General features: G+C 49.1%; 16 protein-coding genes. 2 read left to right on the forward strand and 14 right to left on the reverse strand.

Annotated elements, in window-relative coordinates; genetic code table 11:
* Nucleotides 1–54: 54 nt before the first annotated feature.
* The 14 genes from MK185_13640 to MK185_13705 all read right to left on the reverse strand — a co-directional run bounded on the left by MK185_13640 (nucleotide 55) and on the right by MK185_13705 (nucleotide 14,543).
* A complete protein-coding gene (locus MK185_13640) occupies nucleotides 55–2,145 on the reverse strand; it encodes a hypothetical protein (GenBank protein MCH2041668.1) in 2,091 nt (696 codons plus the stop codon).
* An 81-nt stretch (nucleotides 2,146–2,226) separates the two neighbouring features.
* The gene (locus MK185_13645; GenBank protein MCH2041669.1) at nucleotides 2,227–3,000 is read right to left on the reverse strand and encodes a hypothetical protein; all 774 of its coding nucleotides are present in this window, start codon (nucleotides 2,998–3,000) and stop codon (nucleotides 2,227–2,229) included.
* A gap of 34 nt (nucleotides 3,001–3,034) precedes the next feature.
* A complete protein-coding gene (locus tag MK185_13650; GenBank protein ID MCH2041670.1) occupies nucleotides 3,035–3,628 on the reverse strand; it encodes a DUF2878 domain-containing protein in 594 nt (197 codons plus the stop codon).
* Nucleotide 3,629: 1 nt separating this feature from the next.
* Nucleotides 3,630–4,982 carry a cyclopropane-fatty-acyl-phospholipid synthase family protein gene (locus tag MK185_13655; GenBank protein MCH2041671.1) on the reverse strand — a complete coding sequence of 451 codons (1,353 nt, stop codon included), beginning with the start codon at nucleotides 4,980–4,982 and terminating at the stop codon, nucleotides 3,630–3,632.
* On the reverse strand, nucleotides 4,979–5,938 hold the full coding sequence (locus MK185_13660; protein MCH2041672.1) for a DUF1365 domain-containing protein: 960 nt from the start codon (nucleotides 5,936–5,938) through the stop codon (nucleotides 4,979–4,981). The genes MK185_13655 and MK185_13660 overlap by 4 nt, the downstream gene beginning before the upstream one ends.
* Nucleotides 5,938–7,302, reverse strand: coding sequence for an FAD-dependent oxidoreductase (locus MK185_13665; protein ID MCH2041673.1), 1,365 nt, complete (start codon nucleotides 7,300–7,302; stop codon nucleotides 5,938–5,940). The genes MK185_13660 and MK185_13665 overlap by 1 nt, the downstream gene beginning before the upstream one ends.
* 15 nt (nucleotides 7,303–7,317) lie before the next feature.
* Nucleotides 7,318–8,103, reverse strand: coding sequence for an SDR family NAD(P)-dependent oxidoreductase (locus MK185_13670; GenBank protein MCH2041674.1), 786 nt, complete (start codon nucleotides 8,101–8,103; stop codon nucleotides 7,318–7,320).
* Nucleotides 8,100–8,531: a nuclear transport factor 2 family protein gene (locus MK185_13675; protein ID MCH2041675.1), complete on the reverse strand. Its 432-nt coding sequence runs from the start codon at nucleotides 8,529–8,531 to the stop codon at nucleotides 8,100–8,102. Before MK185_13675 ends, MK185_13670 begins: the two co-directional genes overlap by 4 nt.
* Entirely contained in the window at nucleotides 8,528–9,469 is a 942-nt protein-coding gene (locus MK185_13680) for an acyl-CoA desaturase (GenBank protein MCH2041676.1), read from the reverse strand. Before MK185_13680 ends, MK185_13675 begins: the two co-directional genes overlap by 4 nt.
* Nucleotides 9,469–11,031: a deoxyribodipyrimidine photo-lyase gene (gene phrB / locus MK185_13685; GenBank protein MCH2041677.1), complete on the reverse strand. Its 1,563-nt coding sequence runs from the start codon at nucleotides 11,029–11,031 to the stop codon at nucleotides 9,469–9,471. Before phrB ends, MK185_13680 begins: the two co-directional genes overlap by 1 nt.
* Nucleotides 11,031–11,960 (reverse strand): MerR family transcriptional regulator, encoded by a 930-nt coding sequence (locus MK185_13690; protein MCH2041678.1) that lies wholly within the window; start codon nucleotides 11,958–11,960, stop codon nucleotides 11,031–11,033. The genes phrB and MK185_13690 overlap by 1 nt, the downstream gene beginning before the upstream one ends.
* Entirely contained in the window at nucleotides 11,950–12,927 is a 978-nt protein-coding gene (locus MK185_13695; GenBank protein ID MCH2041679.1) for a DUF523 and DUF1722 domain-containing protein, read from the reverse strand. The genes MK185_13690 and MK185_13695 overlap by 11 nt, the downstream gene beginning before the upstream one ends.
* A 224-nt stretch (nucleotides 12,928–13,151) precedes the next feature.
* Complete coding sequence (locus MK185_13700; GenBank protein ID MCH2041680.1) at nucleotides 13,152–13,535, reverse strand: CbiX/SirB N-terminal domain-containing protein; 384 nt, start codon at nucleotides 13,533–13,535, stop codon at nucleotides 13,152–13,154.
* A gap of 15 nt (nucleotides 13,536–13,550) precedes the next feature.
* Nucleotides 13,551–14,543: an FAD-dependent oxidoreductase gene (locus MK185_13705; GenBank protein MCH2041681.1), complete on the reverse strand. Its 993-nt coding sequence runs from the start codon at nucleotides 14,541–14,543 to the stop codon at nucleotides 13,551–13,553.
* 142 nt (nucleotides 14,544–14,685) lie between these two features.
* On the opposite strand from MK185_13705, the gene MK185_13710 reads away from it, so the two are divergent.
* Nucleotides 14,686–16,455 (forward strand): acyl-CoA dehydrogenase C-terminal domain-containing protein, encoded by a 1,770-nt coding sequence (locus tag MK185_13710; protein MCH2041682.1) that lies wholly within the window; start codon nucleotides 14,686–14,688, stop codon nucleotides 16,453–16,455.
* A 41-nt stretch (nucleotides 16,456–16,496) separates the two neighbouring features.
* Nucleotides 16,497–17,411, forward strand: a complete 915-nt coding sequence (locus tag MK185_13715) for a TIGR01777 family oxidoreductase (protein ID MCH2041683.1) — start codon at nucleotides 16,497–16,499, stop codon at nucleotides 17,409–17,411.
* Nucleotides 17,412–17,636: the final 225 nt, after the last annotated feature.

Consider the following 17,636-nt stretch of genomic DNA (forward strand, 5'->3'; position numbering starts at 1 on the left):
GGGTATCCGGTTGCTGTGGTTATGATGGTTACAACGGTAACCATCACAACCTGTTTACAGCTTCGCCTTAATACCAAATGACACGATTGTGGGCAGATCAGTCACTTCCTCGCGGTTACTGAAGTCAGCGCCTTCGTACTCGTAATCTACGACATTGCTGCGACCGTAAAGGTTAAGAATCTCTGCATAAAAATCCATCTCCCAGGTTTTAAAGATATACGTACGGTCGGCACGCACATCCAGCTTGTGATAAGCCGGTAAGCGTTCGGAATTGGTTTTGCCGTAGACCGGGTTATACAACTCTGGGTCGTTTGTATCTTGTTCTGCCCGCAGCAGCGGGGTGATTAGCTGACCACTCTGGTAGCGCCATTTAAAGCCGACTTGCCAGTGCTTGCTGAACTGGTAGTTTGCCACCATATTGACGATCACTGGCTGATCGTAGTTATAACGGAAGTCTTCATTGGTCAGTTGATCCTTACGCTCAGTGCGTGAGTAAGCAGCAGACAGCCAGCCATACCATTTGTCGGTCAGATTCTTATTAATGAAGAATTCCATTCCCCAGGCCGCACCATCAGCATCGTTGGTGTAGCGCGGGAGTGCGTTATAAGCCGTTTTATCGGCTTCGTTGTTCAGGTCGTAGCCATAAAAGTCCGGATCTGGACGGGAAATAATGATGTCATCCAGTTTTTTGTAATAGGCTTCAACTTTCCATAGCAGATCATCAGCGATTTCATTTTCGATACCGATTTCATAGTGGTCTGCGGTTGGTTGTTTCAAATTACGGTTACCAAACTCCGGTGTGTAGGAACCAAAGTTATCCGGCAAAATATGGTACTGACCGTAGCCTGAGGTGAAGGCCCAGTTTTCCCGGAATTCCCAGCGGCTGTTCAGTTTGGGTTCGGTGAAATCCTGATTGGTGTAGTCGTCACTGGAAACCAACACGCCCGGTGTTAAGGTCCAGGTTGGTGTGACCGACCAGACATCGGCAACGCTCGCATACCAGGTGGTGACCACCGGTTTGCCTTTTCCTTTGATGGTTTCAGTACCATCGATAATACGACAATCCGGATCAAACTCGTCGCACGGCGGCGCATTGAATTGGCCGTTGTAACCGATATGGGCTTCTTTTAATTGCAATCCCCATTGCAGCTCATGTTCAAAATTAATCGGATAGCTGAATTGTGAACGCAGATGGTAAGAATTCACTTTTACATCGATACGGTTTTCCTGACCGATGCCGAAACCAAATTTTTCTTCCAGTTGTGAGAAACCAATTTTGTGGGTCAGACCAGAATCGTAGAGTTTGTCCCAAACCAGACCTTGAGTATTAAAGAAGGCTTTATAACGCAGGCCACCCTCAAGCCCGGGGTCCTGCAGTACTGCATCGGAATCCTCGTCGAATAAAATTCCGCCTTTGTCTTGTGCACCAATCACCTGAAATGTCAGGTTTTCGTTGTTGCTGATGCGCCAGGTGTATTTACCCTGGTAATCATAAAACTCGGGAACCTGAGTGAACTCAAAATCTTCATCGTCGAGAAAGTTTTCAATGTAGTACTGGAATAAACTCTGACGGGCAGAAAAATAAAACGCCTGATTATCGGTTACCTGATTTTCGACAAAAATACCGGCTTTTAACAGGCTGAAGTCAATGATCGTCTGATCTCTGTCCTGGTAAGGCAGGCGTGAGTCAGCGTCAATCACCGCCCCGGTGGCGTTGTTATATTCGGGACCAAAAGCCGCAGCTTCAAGTTTAAAGTCTTTAACGACGTTATCGTTCAGGATACTGCTGCCGTCCTGGTGGAAAATATAACCCACTGGCAGGAAGTCGATGATGTATGCGTTATCTGCCGGTGATGAACCACGTACGGCTGGCTCAGAGCGACGACCGCTGGCGAATACGACACCGGGTAAACTCTCGATGGCGCGCAGTGGATCATTACCTGAACCGGGTACGCGCAGAAGTTTGTCCGTCGATATCTCGGCCAGTGGCGCATCATCGCCTTGCACTCTGACACTATCCAGTTCTACAGCGTCTGTTTTTCCATTGCCGGGCTCAGTCTCTGCTGAAGCCAAAAATGGCGAGAGCGCTAACAAGCCAGCGACCGTTGTTTGTAATATCCGTTGAGATGACATTAGGCGTTCCATGAGATTTCCCTGAAGAAGCTATTTTGCCTGTAATTGTGTCTTATGTTTATTAACTGCAGCTGAATTTTCGGTTTATCGTTGTTACTTGTCATCGAAATAGCGGTAGCGGATATCCACTTGCTGTCCTTTCTGCTTATTATCCTGAAGATTGCTCAGACCACGATAACGCAGCAATCGCCTGGTTGAGCGCTGGTAATCGAGTTGAATCGGGTCGAGTAGCCAGGATAACAGGGAAGAGCGCAGAGTCATGGTAATTTTCAGCGGTTGCTGCAAGCGTTCTGGATTGCTGGCTTCGACCTCAAAGTTGACGCTGGTTTGGCGGGCAACGGAAGCAAAGCTGAACGGCACGGTTTGACCTTTCAGTAATGCATCCCAGTGTTTTCGGATAAAGTCATCAAAGCCGGCATCAATCACCAGCTCGTAATCGGCGTCATTGATCATACGGCTCTCACTGGCTCCATCTTCCTTCAACGTCAGGCGCCAGCCATCCGTCAGCTGTTCTGCTTGCTCGGCATAGTTGTGACGCAGGTCTTTGAGGATAAAATCTGGTTGGGTTGCCAGACCGCGATACTGATTGGTTTTTTCTGCAATCAGTTCGCCATCCGCTGAAAAGTACTCGACCCGGCGACTAATCGGGGTAACGCTACCGTCGTTATTACGACGCTGACTCAGGCTGTGCTGTTCCCGGTACAGCAATTTATCAGGTTGTTCCAGATCGTAAGCTTCACCGATGTAATCAACAGACTGTGTTTCTGCCCAAGCAACATTGACTGTTAATGCCGACAGGGTGAAGGCTGCTATTCCTGACAGCGTGCGGAAGTTTATTCGAATCCGATTATCGTCGAACGACCTCATTATGTTGCTCCGTGGTTACATCGTAGTGTGGGTATCACAATGTTTGACCACGCTGCTGTTGATTTGGTTGCGCAGATACCCAAATCAGTAACGCTGCCCAAAACAGACTGATGGCAATCAAAGCTGCAGATGATGCCTCTACGGCACCAAATTTACTGCCAAGAAAATAACTCCAGGGTGCACCGGCAGCACCAAATAATGCAGCAATCCAATAGCGTTTCAGAAGCCCGGCGAGTGAATGGCGCAAGGTTGTAGCAAACGCCAGCCATAACGCCATTAACCAAAACGGGATAACAAACGATGAATGTTGTGGAAAAGACAACCAGCCCAGATGAAATAACAGGGTGTCGAAGCCAATACCAACCGAGATGACCGGCAGGATCAGGCGGAACTCGTACTGTAAATCAGCCCGATCGACCACCCAACCGACATGCACAATCGCCAGCAGGATTAAACTTGCCAGCGCCCAGCTATCACCACCAATCACACAAGCTACCCAACACAGTTGAAACAGCACGGCATTGGCCAGAATCTTGGGCCAGTGATTGCCTTTGGTTGCGGCTGTCATTGTTTCTGAGACCACGGTGTGGTCTGACGTAGCCTGCGAGGTAGAGGTCGGGGTATGCATATCAAGGCTCCCGGATCTCAGCTGCCAATGGCTGAGCAGACTCACCAGCCAGCACTGAATCTGCAACATTTCCCAGTACCGGTTTGCGACGGTTATAAGGTTTGGCAAACATCAGTTGTACGTCACCAATAACCCGTTCGGCAAAGCCGCCTTCGCAATAGGCAAAATAGAAGTCCCATAAACGGATAAAGGTATCGTCGTAGCCCAGTGCTTTGATTTGCTGTTCATTACTGAGGAAACGCTTACGCCATTCTGCCAGAGTGCGGGCATAGTGGGGTGTGATGTCTTCCATATGCGTCATTTTCATATCCGAAGCCTGAGTTACAGCGCTTTGTATTGCGGTGACGCAGGGAATAAAACTGCCGGGGAAAATGTAGCGTTTGATGAAATCGACTTCGGTTTTGGCTTGTTCATAGCGCTGGTCATCGATTGTAATGGCCTGGATTAAAGCCACACCGTCGGTTTTTAGCAGTGCGCTGCAAGCATCAATATAAGTGTTGAGGTAGTGATAGCCCACCGCTTCAATCATTTCGATCGAGACCAGCTTGTCGAATTGTCCGGCGCGTTCACTGGCTAATAGACGGTAGTCTTGTTTTAGCAGCGTAATTCTATCTTCCAGCCCCTGTTCTTTGACTTTGTTTTCCGCCCAGGCGTACTGCTCATCGGATATGGTTGTAGTGGTTACGCGACAGCCATAGTGTTTAGCCGCATGAATCGCCATGGAACCCCAACCGGTTCCAATTTCCACCAGATGGTCTTCCGGTTTCAGGTCCAGTTTCTGGCAAATACGATCCAGCTTGTAAACCGACGCCTGCTCCATGGTGGCGTCTTCACTGGGGAATATGCCGCTGGAGTACATCATGGTTGGATCAAGGAATAATTCGAACATATCGTTGCCCAGGTCGTAGTGAGCCGCGATATTTCGCTTGGAGCCTTTTTCGGTATTTTTATTCAGCTGGTGAAAAAACTTCAGCGCAATCTTGCCGACGGTTGCCCAGCCACCATCAATTTGATCAACCACATCTTTATTTAACGCCAGCACCCGAATCACCATTGGCAGGTCCGGACTGCTCCAGTCGTGTGTCATGTACGCTTCACCAGCGCCAACACTGCCGTATAAAGCGATATTACGATAGGCTTCAAAATCATGAATATCGATTCGTGCGTTGTGTTGTTGATAAGGGCCTACACTCTCGGATTGACCAAAGCGATAAGTCTGATCACCTTCGGTAATAATTAATGATCCGGTATGCAGTTTTTCAAGCGTACTGAATAGTCCCTGGCGACACAGGCGATCAAGCCAGTGTATGTTTTGGCTATCGGAAGCGAGTGTTTTAGCTGACGAAGTTTTCATAACATTGACTCCTTTTGATGCACCGCTTGGTCATCACTGGTCGGATTGGTAAAGTAGTTTTCAGGGTGCTTCTGACGAAACGTGTTTTCTGGCTGGTTTTGCGGGTGGTCATAAAAGGGCGAACGTTTTAACCAGAGTTTCAGCGCGTTCCAATAAATCCCGGCAAATACCTTGAGTGTCATCAGTGGATACTGGCGCAATACCCGGTTCATTGTCTGAGTGGTGAACGGTTCTGCACTCAGTCGCATGGTGGCATCAAATTCACGCTTCTCATCCGTGTAGTTTTCCATATGAATCAACAAATCATCACCGGGTTGCTGCATAACCCAGCGGTATTGCATATCTAATGGATTAAAGGGTGAAACATGGAAGCTTTTATTGAACTGATAATGATGCGCTGGCTGATTTTCCGGACCGCTGGTGGATACGGCAGCGATGGCCCTTCTGCCTTCGGCTTGTGAGGGTTGCAGTGTGTCCACACCAGGTTCCATTAACGTGTAATGAAATCGCTCGTCCCATGGGGTGTTAGTAATTTCTGCCAGCGTTCCTAGCAATTTCCCCTGATCGTCGTAGCAGTAATAAAAAGACACCGGGTTGATCAGGTAGCCAAAGTACCGCAAATTAGTCAGCAGTTTGACTTTACTGGCTCTTAATCCGGTATCACGATAAAACTGATCAATCACCGCGTGTTTTAAATCAGCGCTGTCATAACTGCCATCCGAACCACTACCACGCTGTTGGCGGGTAATGGCGGCGGGTGTTGTTGCCGTAAAATAATCACGACGACGAAACTGTGCCGGAGCCCATCGCTGGGTGGACCAGAATGGCGAACGGCTGAAGATGTCTTCCACGTCATCGAGATCAAGCAATACCATAAAAACCTGATAGGTAAATGCGTGACGCGCGCTGGTATGGCGACGATGACGAACCCAGCCTTTGTATATGCAGCTGTCCATCAGGCCACCTGAGTCTGCTCAGTATCGGTGTGACTGCTGTCGCTCTGGTTGTGATTTTTCAAATCAATACCAAACGACTGGCAGACCCGAAGCGCGCTGTTGACTCCATCTTCATGGAAACCATTAAGCCAATATGCACCGCAAAAATGTGTGTGTTGCTGGTTGTTAATCCGGTGGTGATTTTTTTGAGCACGCATGCCTTCAAGAGTAAATACGGGATGAGCGTAGTTAAAAATCCGGATGATTTTATCCGGATTGATATCTTCCGTTTTATTTAATGTGACACAGAAGTGCTCCGGGCAGTGATCAAAGTTTTGCAGACGATTCATATAGTAGGTTACTGCAACCGTTTCGCGATCGCTGTTATTTTCGTCGATGTGATAGTTCCATGCGGCCCAGGCTGCTTTACGTTTAGGCAGAATGGTTTGGTCGGTATGCAGCACCACTTCATTCATCTGATAGGGAATGGCCCCGAGTATTTGCTGTTCGCTGGTGGTGGCATCCGCCAACATTGATAAAGCCTGATCGCTGTGACAAGCAAAAATCACCTCGTCAAAGTGGCTGGATAATTCCTCGCCCTGTTTGCGGTAGCAAATCTCGACACCATTTGAATGACGGCTTACCTGAATGACGGGGGTACTCAGGTGAACCTGGTTGGTTGGTAACAAAGCTTCGATGGCTCGGACATAAGAACGTGATCCGCCACTGATCACGCGCCATTGTGGACGATCATCAACGCTCAACATACCGTGGTTGTTAAAGAAGCGGACAAAGAAATACAGTGGAAATGACATCATCATTTCTTCACTGGCTGACCACACAGCGGCACCCATCGGGATAATGTAATAACGACGGAAATAATCGCCATACCGTTTGCGATTCAGATAGCTGCCCAATGTCTCATTACGGTTGATATCATCGGCTGCAAGTTCGGCACGTGTCTCTTTATTAAAACGTAAGATATCACGCAGCATCAGCCAGAATTTTGGATTGAATAAGTTGGAGCGTTTGGCAAACAGCGCATTAAAATCGTGGCCGTTGTATTCCATGTCTTTTAATGGCGACTTTACGCTGAAGCTCATGTCTGAATCTTCACTGGCCACGCCCAGCTGATCCATCAGTTCGATAAAATTCGGATAGGTCCAGTCATTAAAAACGATAAATCCTGTGTTGACCGGATACATCTCTCCAGCGATATCGACATCGGTTGTTTGAGTATGACCACCCAGGTAATCGTTCGCCTCAAACAAATGCACATCATGCTTATGATTCAGCAAGTAAGCCGATGTCAGTCCGGAAATACCAGAACCAATAATGGCAATTTTTTTACGACAAGCAGGGTTATCAGCAGTTGTTGGGTTCATAGGGTTAGCCTCGTCTTAAGATTGTCGTGCCATGGATTGGGTAATACGCATACGCAGACCAGCAGGCAGCGCCGCAATGAATTTCATAATCAGAGTGAACTTTTTCGGGAAATGAATTTCCCAGCGACGACTTTCGAGACCATTAATAATCTCTTCAGCCGCTTTCTCGGAGCTGATACGCATCGGCATCGGAAAGTCATTTTTATCAGTGAGCGGCGTTTTTACGAAGCCGGGGGCAATCACTGACACATCAATCTGTTGCGGAGCCAAATCGATTTTCATGGCTTCCAGAAAATGTGTAGTAGCCGCTTTGCTGGCGCCATAAGCCTGAGCCCGACTCAGGGGTAACCAGGCTACGCTGGAACTCATGCCCACCAGATAACCACGCTGGCTATGTTTCAGCAGAGGTAATACGGCTTCAACACAATTGGCCAGACCCACCAGATTGGTATTAATCACACGCTGAAATAACTGCGCATCAAACTGATTTACATCGACGTATTCGCAGGTACCTGCGTTGGCAATCAGCGTATCAAGGCGGCCATATTTGTGCTCAATTTCATTGGCTGCCTGATGCACAGACCAGTTGTCGGTAATATCCATTGGCAGACAAAGAATATTATTGAATCCTGTGTCATTGCGTATTCGCTCCAGTGCTTCATGATTGCGGGCACTGATAACCAGTTGCTGGCATCGTTCTGCCAGGGGTTTTACCAAAGATTCACCAATGCCCGAAGAGGCACCGGTTAGCCATATGACCTGTTTATTCAATGGTGGGGCTGTACGTTGTGTTGAGCTCATGACATGCGCTCCTTTAGTTTGCGAATTGCCCAACCGAGCAGCGGCAAGTGCTCGTACAGCATTTGTCCGCCATCAAAAAAATCACGGTGTTGGATAATTTTGTCGTTGCCCCATATCAATTCACTGCCACCGTCGACGGTTACTGGCTTGCCGGAATTAATACGCGGGTGCTGATACACCATCTGCCAGCGAATAAAAGCGTGATTATCCTCCTGCCAGCAATGGCCAAACGTAAATTCAATACTCTCGACGTTTTCGTACATGGACACGAAATAACGTGTCATCGCTTCCAAACCATTTATGTTGTGAAACGGATCTTTAAACTGAATGGACTCACCATACACCGTGGCCAATGTAGTTTTGTCGACATTGCCACGTTGCAGCTGATGATAAAGGTTCTGAAACGCAGCAACTGCAGCATCATTCATGATGACTCTCCGGTCTGGCGACCTTCAGCGAGAATGTGCTTTGGCACGGGATTCAGACTGTGAATAATGCCGAGCCAACTCATTACCTTGAGTACGTAGTAGGTAATGTCAATCTGCCACCAATAAAACCCCTGACGCGCGGATACCGCAAACCGGTGATGATTGTTGTGCCAGCCTTCACCCAGTGTCAGCAGTGCCAGGAAAGCGTTGTTACGACTTTGATCTTTGGTTTTGAAGCGTTTGGTCCCCCAGATATGGCCTAAAGAATTAATGGCGACAGTCGAGTGAAACAACATCACGGTAGACACGAAAAATCCCCATATCACCAATTGAAAACCGTTGGTGTTTAAGCCGGGGGAAAAATAGGCAGCCAATTCCCCAGCCAGATACAGCAAAGCAATCAAGAGCAACGGTGCAAAGCTGTCGAAGCGATCCAGCCAGCGAAGTTCTGGAAAGCGGGAAAAATCTTTAATACGACGATACTGAGTTTTGAAGCTGGCATCACAGGTAAACCAACCGACATGGCTCCACCAGAAACCACGTTGTACGGGGGAGTGTAAATCGCCCTCTTTGTCAGAGTGCTGGTGGTGTGCCCGATGGTGCGCCGCCCACCACAATGGTCCGCGTTGTGCTGCCATATTGCCTAACAACGCAAAAATAAACTGCCAGAACCGATTGGTTTTATACGAGCGGTGGGAAAAGTAGCGGTGATAAAACGCGGTAATCGCAAACTGCCGCAACCAATATAATGCCAGGCAGGTAACAATCGCGGTGGTGCTGCTATCGATAAAAAAGGCCATCAGTGCCACGACATGGAGAGTAAGAAATGGAATAACTCTGACCCAATTAAATTGGGTTGAGTTCATTTCTTCCTGTTCTGCAGCGGTTGAATCGAACCAGCGTACGACATTGCGCCAGGGGGATAATTTCGTGTCCATCAGGCTTTCTCACTGCTGACTGCGCCAGCTCCGGTTAGAGTAAATAAATCCGTTTCGGGCGTTGCCTCATCAACTCCTGGTTGGGTTAACAGGCCTTCACCTTTAAATGCTGCCAGTGCTCTTAATCGCGCGAATTTATGCTCTACAATTTCATTGGCATAGCCACACTGACTGCGTTGAATGGCATTTGGCTGGTGTCTTGCTTTGATTGGTAATGTCGCCAGTTCAGGAACAAATTGCGCAATAAATTCACCATCAGGATCGAACTTCTGAGATTGCGTAATTGGATTAAAAATACGGAAGTAAGGGGCACCATCGGCGCCGGTCGATGCGCTCCATTGCCAACCGCCGTTATTAGAGGCCAGATCAAAATCCACCAGATGACTGGCAAACCAGCTTTCGCCCCAGCGCCAGTCAATCAGTAGATGTTTGGTCAGGAACATGGCGCTGATCATCCGCAGACGATTATGCATCCAGCCTGTTTCCAGCAATTGACGTTGTGCCGCATCGACAATTGGGTAACCGGTTTTTCCCTGGCACCAGGCATCAAAATCAGTTTTGCTGTATCGCCACGGAACCGACTCTGTGTCTGGTTTGAATGCTTTGTGTTTGTTCAGGTCGGGAAAGGCTACCAGTAAATGACGGTAAAATTCACGCCAGATAATTTCATTAATCCAACCGTTCAAACCGGGTTCACCGTCGGTCAGCATACAAGCATTCATCTGCCAGGCACTGTATAAACACTGGCGTCCACTGAGTAAGCCGAGGCTGAGATAACAGGATAAGCGGCTGGTGGCTGGTTTTGCCGGAAAGTCTCGCCAATTGTGATAATCGCTCGCCCTTTGCTGTAAAAAGTTCTGCAATTGCTGATGCGCCAGTTCTTCATTAATTGGCCAGAGCGAATCGACTACTTCTTCTACGCCTGCTTCATCGCCCAGCTTCTCTGCGGAGATTTGCGATACAAGCAGGTTGACCGCAGTTTCGGCTTCTTTTGTTACAAAATGGTTAGACGTTATTTGGGCTGGTTTATTAAGCGGTGGCTGCTGAAACTGGGGGAAGTGTTGACACCAGGCTTTGCGGAAGGGGGAGTACACTTTAAACATCTGTTGTTGTTTATTGAGTACTTGCCCCGGAGGAATAATACACTGGTCGTGATAACAGAACAGCTGAGGTGAAAAAGCTCGGTTATTATCAGCCCAATGATTCAGCGCCATGTCGCGATTGATTTCATTAATCTCGTATTCGTAATTAAAGTACAGCTGATCAATTTTAAGGTCGGTACAGAGCGTTTGCAGTGCTTGGGTGTTGTCGCTGAAAGTATCGCTGTCGATGATTAACAGCGGAATATTCAGTGCCTGAAGCTGTTGCTCAAGATGCTTCATCGCATTAATGGTAAGCTGAATCAGGCGGTCGCCCATACCATGCTGGCGCCACTGTTTGCGACAAATAAAACTGACCGCAATAACGTCGATATGCTGGCCATCATTCCCCTGGCACGCATGCCACAGGGCAGGATTGTCATGTACGCGCAAGTCACGGCGGAACCAAACCATGCGTTTCATTATTGTTGACCTCGCGGCAGTTCGGGGGATGCATCAGAAAATGCACCGTTGGCGGTGATGTAGGTTTTTATCCGTTCTGAAAAATCGCCGTTTAAATAATGTAAATGTTGCGGCGATGAGTCACTGGCCTGCGTACCAGAAACAAAAAATCGATATTGAGGATTATCGTCTACACAGTTCAGCCAGCGTTGGTGGTCACTCTGGAAGCCAGGTGACAAATGCAGCCAGATCTTTTTGCAATTCAGCTGCTCGCTGGCTTGCAGAATATCGGCTGGCGTCAGTTCATAACCAAAATATTCGATGTGGAACGATGCCGCGCCCAGTGCGTAGGCAACAGCGAGTAACTCCAGCTCGGCGTCAACATGATTGGCAACCAGCAGTAACACATCACCCTGATTGTGTTTCTGTTGATGCTGAATATAGTTGAGTAACTTACGTTTAAAATGCTGGATAAAAACCTGTTGGTGCAGGTGGGAATATTGTCGCAGAGTGAAGAGTACTGGCGTCAGGCATCGTTGGTAATAAACCGCCATCGGGTAGTTGGCCAGTGCTTCATTCCATAAACTGTCGAGTAATGGCAGGTTCAGATTTTCGATACCATCAAGCAATTGCTGCTGTTGCATTTGCCATTCATCGTTGGTGTTATCCAGGCTGGATTTAATATTGTCATTCAGCAATAACTTAACCTGGCGAATCGGGTAACCCTGATCAAGCCAGTAGAGGATGTGTTCAACCTGCTTAATATCCTCGTCGTTGTAAAAACGATGTCCTTTGTCGGTTCGTTGTGGCTGGACAATACCGTAACGACGCTCCCAGGCTCGTAAGGTCGCTGGGTTAACGCCAGTCAGCCGGGCAAATTCGCGGATCGGATATAAGCCGGAAAATGAGCGTTGTATGGTCATGGTGTGTACATCGTTATCAGATGGCATTGCGCAGGCCCAGCTGATAAGGGTATGGGTTTAAGTACACCTGCATGTTGGCGTAGTGCTGTTGTTGCTGGTGACTGAGATGATGTTTCAGCAAGGTCAATGGCACAATTAGAGGGACAATTCCCTGGTGATAGTGCTGAATCAGATCGGTAAGCTCTTGCTTGTCGCCGGAACTGAGGCAGTTCTTCAGGTAACCCTGTAAGTGCATTAACGTATTGGTATTCATTTTACGAGACGCCGGTTTAGCAAGGGCAGCCATCAACTGCTTAAAGTATTCTTCGGCTATTGTGTGCAGCTTTGCTTTGCTGAGGTCGGACAGTAGATGGCCAAGGCTTTTGTAGTACTGCTGGCTGTGGGCCATAACCAGGTACTTGTATCGCGCATGAAATCCGATCAGATCTTTGGCGCTGAAGTCACTGGCCAAAAACTGTTGCCAATCGTGATATGCAAATACCCTGACCAGGAAGTTTTCACGTAAACCCGGATCATTCAATCGCCCAGCTTCCTCGACCGGCAGCAGTGGCTGTTTTTTACAGAATTCTTCAGCGTACAAACCGCGGGCGGTGCCTTCCGGCATGCCGTTATCCAAATAACGCTTCACACCAAACAAGCCGCAGCTTGGGCTTTTCTGCATAAAGATGTAACCGCACAGATTTTTGTGCTGCTCACCCTGCTCCTGACCGTAAGCGCGCAACTGATCACTGACATCAAGCTCAGTGTCACGGGTACCACGGGCAAAAACATTGGTTGTGTCTTTTGATTCGCCGACCAGCCGAATTGGTTGCCTCGGTGTGCCCATACCAATGGCGACTTCGGGGCAAAGCGGTACATAGTCAAAATACTCGGCCAACACATCGGTGCAGAATCGCGAGCGCTTATGACCACCATCAAATCGTACTTTTTGGCCCATCAGGCAGGCACTGATGCCAATCGGGATTTTCACGCTGCTGGTGTGTTGCTCGCTCATCTTCTCTACCTCGTTGTACATTGACGTTGTACATCTCTGTATAAGAAAAATTTAGCGGTATCAGGTTGTATCTGTCAAAGGTTTTGTACAAGAAAAGTGTAAAGTTGTATAAGAAATGGTTGTGGCTGCGAAAGATACGGATATAAAAAAGCTGCACAGCCGAAGAGGGTGGCTGTGCAGCTGAAAGCCATAGAGCGCTATCGACCGATCATACCGATCAGCAGTTAGCTTAGCTGGCGTATAACAACCTGACTGATTGCGCTGGCAACTTCAGGTTCCAGACCAATTGGTGTGTGCAGATCAAGTTCACAAGAGAATCCCTGTTGCTGCAGCTTGTGTTTGACGGCATCCAGCATTTCCGGCACGTCTTTGCGCAGGTGGCGCCCTGCAGCAAAGAATAGTGGCAGAATATCGATGTGCTGATGGCCGGACTTAACTAAGTCGATCACGGCGTCTTCCAGCATCGGCTCGGCCAGCTCCATGTAAGCCAGCTGCAGCGGTGTACCGGCAGGCAATTGCTGAGCAATACTGTGTGTCAGCTGGTCAAAAGGCTCGAGCCAATGAGGGTCGGAGCTGCCATGGGCGAGCAATACAGTTGCTTTTTTCACCTGAGAATTCCCCGGTCAGTTATTGATAAATTGCAGCGCGGCCTTCTGGCCACTGAGCCAGGCGCCTTCAACAGCCCCCCGATCAACCCAGTCTCCACAAACGGCCAGCTGCTGTTGCTCGTCAACCAGTGCGCCCTTGTGCAGTGGCTGTTCAGCGATTGCGTAAAGCCAGCGGTGCAGCCAGCTCTCTGTCGGGGTGATGACATCACTTTGCATTACCTCGAAAAAGGCATCCAGCATTTGTTGTTGTATACCATCACGCGGGGCTTCCGAGTGAGTACGCGTCCAATCATGATCAGCATGCACCACCCAGGTGGTCAGGTTCTGATCCCGCTCAGGCTTACTGGAATTCTGTGAAACCCAATCGATAATCGGATGTTTCACAAACGCCCCTTTGATGTCGTTTGCCGTGGCGTTACTGAGGCGTTGATCGAATGCCAACAGCAAGGTAAATGTCGGCATCAGGTCAACATCGCATTGCGCTGCCAGCTCAGGTGCAATGTCCTGCAGCAGTGGCTGCGCCTGCAGTGGTGGGGTATTGATAATCAAACCATCGAAGCCATCGAACTGATTACCTATGTCGTCTTCGAGGTGCCAGCTCTGGTCGCTCCGGCGGCATTGCAATATGCGTGTACTGGCGTGGAACTGATCGGCGCACGCCAGCAGTTTGCGGCTGAGTGCAGTCATGCGACTGACACCGACGTAACGCTCAACATCATCCGGGGATTCGTGAATGCCCTCGTCATTGATGACATGCGGCTGGAAATCCCAGTGCTGAATCCATCCTTCCTGTTGCCATTGAAGCAGCGCTTGTTTAAATCCCTCATCGTGGCTGCGCATGAACTGAGCGCCCATGTCCCAACTGGCATCACCCACTTTTTTAGTGGCCAGGCGACCACCAGAACCACGGCTCTTGTCAAATATTGTGACTTGATGACCGTGTTCTTTCAGTCGCTGCAGAGCGCTGAGACCCGCCATACCAGCACCTACAATCGCAATGTGTGCCATAGGATGAGATTCCTTAAACTTGTACAACAAAATGTTAATTCTACATTGGCTGGCAAGTGTATCTTGATTTGTTGTATAGTCCAAATGTTGTATAACATTTGTATAGTTAATGAAGCTCAATGCTGATGACGAGGATAAAAGCATGACTTATAAGGCGCCCCTGCGCGATATGCAATTCGCATTGTACGAAGTACTGAACGGTGATCAGGTACTGCCATCACTACCGGGTTTCGAAGATTCAACCCGTGAAATCATGGACGCTGTGCTCACCGAAGGTGCAAAGCTGGCTGAAAATGTGATGGCTCCGCTGAACATGCCGGGTGACCGTGAGGGTTGTCAGTACGATCCAGAAACCAAAGCCGTTACTACCCCGAAAGGTTTCCGTGAGGCTTATCAACAGTTCGCTGAAAACGGCTGGACGGCGCTTTCTTCACCAGTGGAATACGGCGGTCAGGGTTTACCTCACACGCTGAATACACTGGCGGAAGAGATGGTGTGCTCTGCTAACTTGTCACTGGGCATGTATCCGGGCCTGACTCACGGTGCAATCAACGCGCTGTTGAGCTACGGCTCTGATGAACTGAAAAACAGATTCCTGCCAAAGCTGATCAGTGGCGAGTGGACCGGCACCATGTGTCTGACCGAGCCTCACTGCGGTACTGACCTGGGTCTGATCCGCACCAAAGCTGAGCCTCAGGCTGATGGTTCTCACGCTATTTCTGGTACCAAGATCTGGATCACCGGTGGTGAACACGATCTGGCCGACAACATCGTCCACCTGGTGCTGGCAAAACTGCCGGATGCTCCGGGCGGTTCGAAAGGTATTTCACTGTTCCTGGTACCTAAGTTCCTGGAAGACGGTAGCCGTAACCCAGCGTTCTGTGGCGGTTTGGAACATAAAATGGGTATTAAAGGTTCAGCAACGTGTGTGATGAACTTCGAGCAAGCCAAAGGCTGGTTAATTGGTGAGCCACATAAAGGTTTGCAGGCAATGTTCGTGATGATGAACAGTGCTCGTCTGATGGTTGGTCTGCAGGGTCTGGGTATTGCCGAAGCTGCTTATCAGACGTCGCTGGAATTTGCTAAAGACCGCCGTCAGTCGCGTTCTCTGGCCGGTCCACAGGAACCCGATCAGGCTGCCGATTGCATCATTGTCCACCCGGATGTTCGGCGTATGTTGTTGCGTCAGAAAGTAACCATTGAAGGCGGTCGTGCAATGGCGTACTTCACTGCTATGCAGTTGGATGTGTCTCAGCACGGTGAAACGGCGGAAGATCGTGAACACGCAGACGATATGGTTCAGCTGTTAACGCCTGTAGTAAAAGCCTTCCTGACCGATGAGGGTTTCTTCTGCGCCAATGATGGCCTTCAGTTGATGGGTGGTAATGGCTTCACTCAGGACTGGCCGGTAGAGCAGTACGTACGTGACTCACGTATTACCCGTATTTACGAAGGTACTAACGGTATCCAGGCACTGGATCTGGTAGGCCGTAAACTGGGTATGGCTGGCGGTCGTCCGCTGAAACGCTTCTTGGCGATGCTGGAAAGCTACTGTAAGGAGAACGAAGGCGCACCGCACATTGGCGAAGTAAAAGCTGCCATGGCGAAACTGCAGAAAGCGACCATGTGGCTGATGCAGAACGGTATGACCGACCGCGAACAAGCGGGTTCTGCAGCAACGCCATACCTGCGCTTGATGGCATTAACGTCGCTGGCGTATTTCTGGAGCCGTATGGCACTGACTGCGCGCGAGCAGCTCGACAATGGCACCACCGAGACTGATTTCTATCAGGCTAAACTGAACAGTGCTGAGTTCTACATGGCGAAAATTTTGCCACAGACCAGCGGGCTGATGAGCGAAATTGAATCGGGCAAAGACAGCCTGATGGCAATGACCATGGCCCAGTTCTGATCGTGTCAGACTGCAGTTGCTGAAGCCATGAGGAGACGATTATGAGTAAAACAATTCTGATTACCGGAGGAACCGGCTTTATCGGCCAGCGTCTGGTGGATGACTGGGTCACTGAAGGTCATCATGTTGTTGTTTATAGTCGTCGCCCTGAGTGGGTGAAGCGGCGTTGGGGAGGTCGTGTTGATGCGGCCTCTTCACTGGCGACGCTGAACCAGCGCTTTGACTGGCTGGTCAATCTGGCCGGTGAAGGCATTGCTGATAAACGCTGGAGTGATAAGCGCAAACAGCAGCTGCGCCAGTCTCGTATCGATCTCTCCAGAGATCTGTTGCAATGGGCAAAGGACAGTCGCCAAGCCTTTGATCTTGTATTGTCGGGTTCCGCCATCGGTTTTTATGGCTCTCACCTGGATGACGAACAGCAGGGAGCCGGGTATACCGAACAATCGGCTAATGGCGCCGGTTTTGCCTCGCAGCTGTGCCGGGACTGGGAGACAGTCGCCCATGAATTTGAAACTCTGTGCGAGCGCCTGGTTATTTTACGAACCGGTGTGGTATTGGGACAACACGGCGGCATGCTAGCTCGGCTGTGGTTGCCATTCAGCCTCGCCTTGGGCGGTGTTATTGGCAGTGGTCAGCAAGTTCTTTCCTGGATTCATCTCGACGATTATCGTCGTGCCGTGCATTTTATCAGTAACAACGCTGTAGCGGGGCCGGTCAATATGACTTCGCCACAGGCAGTCACTAACCGCCAATTCACCAAAACACTCGGACGGGTTATGTCACGCCCAACGATTGCTCCGATGCCGGGTTTTGTTGCGGAGATGTTGTTTGGTGAGATGTCGGAGTTGTTGCTTGAAGGCCAGCGAGTGTTACCTCAACAATTACTCAGTCAGGGTTTTGTGTACGACTATGCTGACATTCACGACGCTTTGCGGGAAATTCATACTCATTGGTGATGGACCAAGCGCGTAAAGTGATTACAAGTCCAGTGACCGGTGACTATGTACAAAAATACAGTATTCCTGAGTATGTAAGATACTGTGAACACAATGTAAAACCCATTTTTTTGACGCCTGTCTAACCTAGCAAACCGGGGTTTTTGAAGACTATTACCGACAAATTTCTGCCGTTTTTGAGCGCTTACAAAAAGACTGTAGTTTTGTGTTATTTCGCATTGCGGT

It is taken from the genome of Saccharospirillaceae bacterium (genome assembly GCA_022448365.1).
Lineage (GTDB): Bacteria > Pseudomonadota > Gammaproteobacteria > Pseudomonadales > Oceanobacteraceae > Bacterioplanoides.

What these genes read in the sequence shown, in the direction of transcription:
- MK185_13640 (MCH2041668.1), bottom strand. Translation starts at nt 2,145, where the DNA reads ATGGAACGCCTAATGTCATCTCAACGGATATTACAAACAACGGTCGCT.
- MK185_13645 (MCH2041669.1), bottom strand. Translation starts at nt 3,000, where the DNA reads ATGAGGTCGTTCGACGATAATCGGATTCGAATAAACTTCCGCACGCTG.
- MK185_13650 (MCH2041670.1), bottom strand. Translation starts at nt 3,628, where the DNA reads ATGCATACCCCGACCTCTACCTCGCAGGCTACGTCAGACCACACCGTG.
- MK185_13655 (MCH2041671.1), bottom strand. Translation starts at nt 4,982, where the DNA reads ATGAAAACTTCGTCAGCTAAAACACTCGCTTCCGATAGCCAAAACATA.
- MK185_13660 (MCH2041672.1), bottom strand. Translation starts at nt 5,938, where the DNA reads ATGGACAGCTGCATATACAAAGGCTGGGTTCGTCATCGTCGCCATACC.
- MK185_13665 (MCH2041673.1), bottom strand. Translation starts at nt 7,302, where the DNA reads ATGAACCCAACAACTGCTGATAACCCTGCTTGTCGTAAAAAAATTGCC.
- MK185_13670 (MCH2041674.1), bottom strand. Translation starts at nt 8,103, where the DNA reads ATGAGCTCAACACAACGTACAGCCCCACCATTGAATAAACAGGTCATA.
- MK185_13675 (MCH2041675.1), bottom strand. Translation starts at nt 8,531, where the DNA reads ATGAATGATGCTGCAGTTGCTGCGTTTCAGAACCTTTATCATCAGCTG.
- MK185_13680 (MCH2041676.1), bottom strand. Translation starts at nt 9,469, where the DNA reads ATGGACACGAAATTATCCCCCTGGCGCAATGTCGTACGCTGGTTCGAT.
- phrB (MCH2041677.1), bottom strand. Translation starts at nt 11,031, where the DNA reads ATGAAACGCATGGTTTGGTTCCGCCGTGACTTGCGCGTACATGACAAT.
- MK185_13690 (MCH2041678.1), bottom strand. Translation starts at nt 11,960, where the DNA reads ATGCCATCTGATAACGATGTACACACCATGACCATACAACGCTCATTT.
- MK185_13695 (MCH2041679.1), bottom strand. Translation starts at nt 12,927, where the DNA reads ATGAGCGAGCAACACACCAGCAGCGTGAAAATCCCGATTGGCATCAGT.
- MK185_13705 (MCH2041681.1), bottom strand. Translation starts at nt 14,543, where the DNA reads ATGGCACACATTGCGATTGTAGGTGCTGGTATGGCGGGTCTCAGCGCT.
- MK185_13710 (MCH2041682.1), top strand. Translation starts at nt 14,686, where the DNA reads ATGACTTATAAGGCGCCCCTGCGCGATATGCAATTCGCATTGTACGAA.
- MK185_13715 (MCH2041683.1), top strand. Translation starts at nt 16,497, where the DNA reads ATGAGTAAAACAATTCTGATTACCGGAGGAACCGGCTTTATCGGCCAG.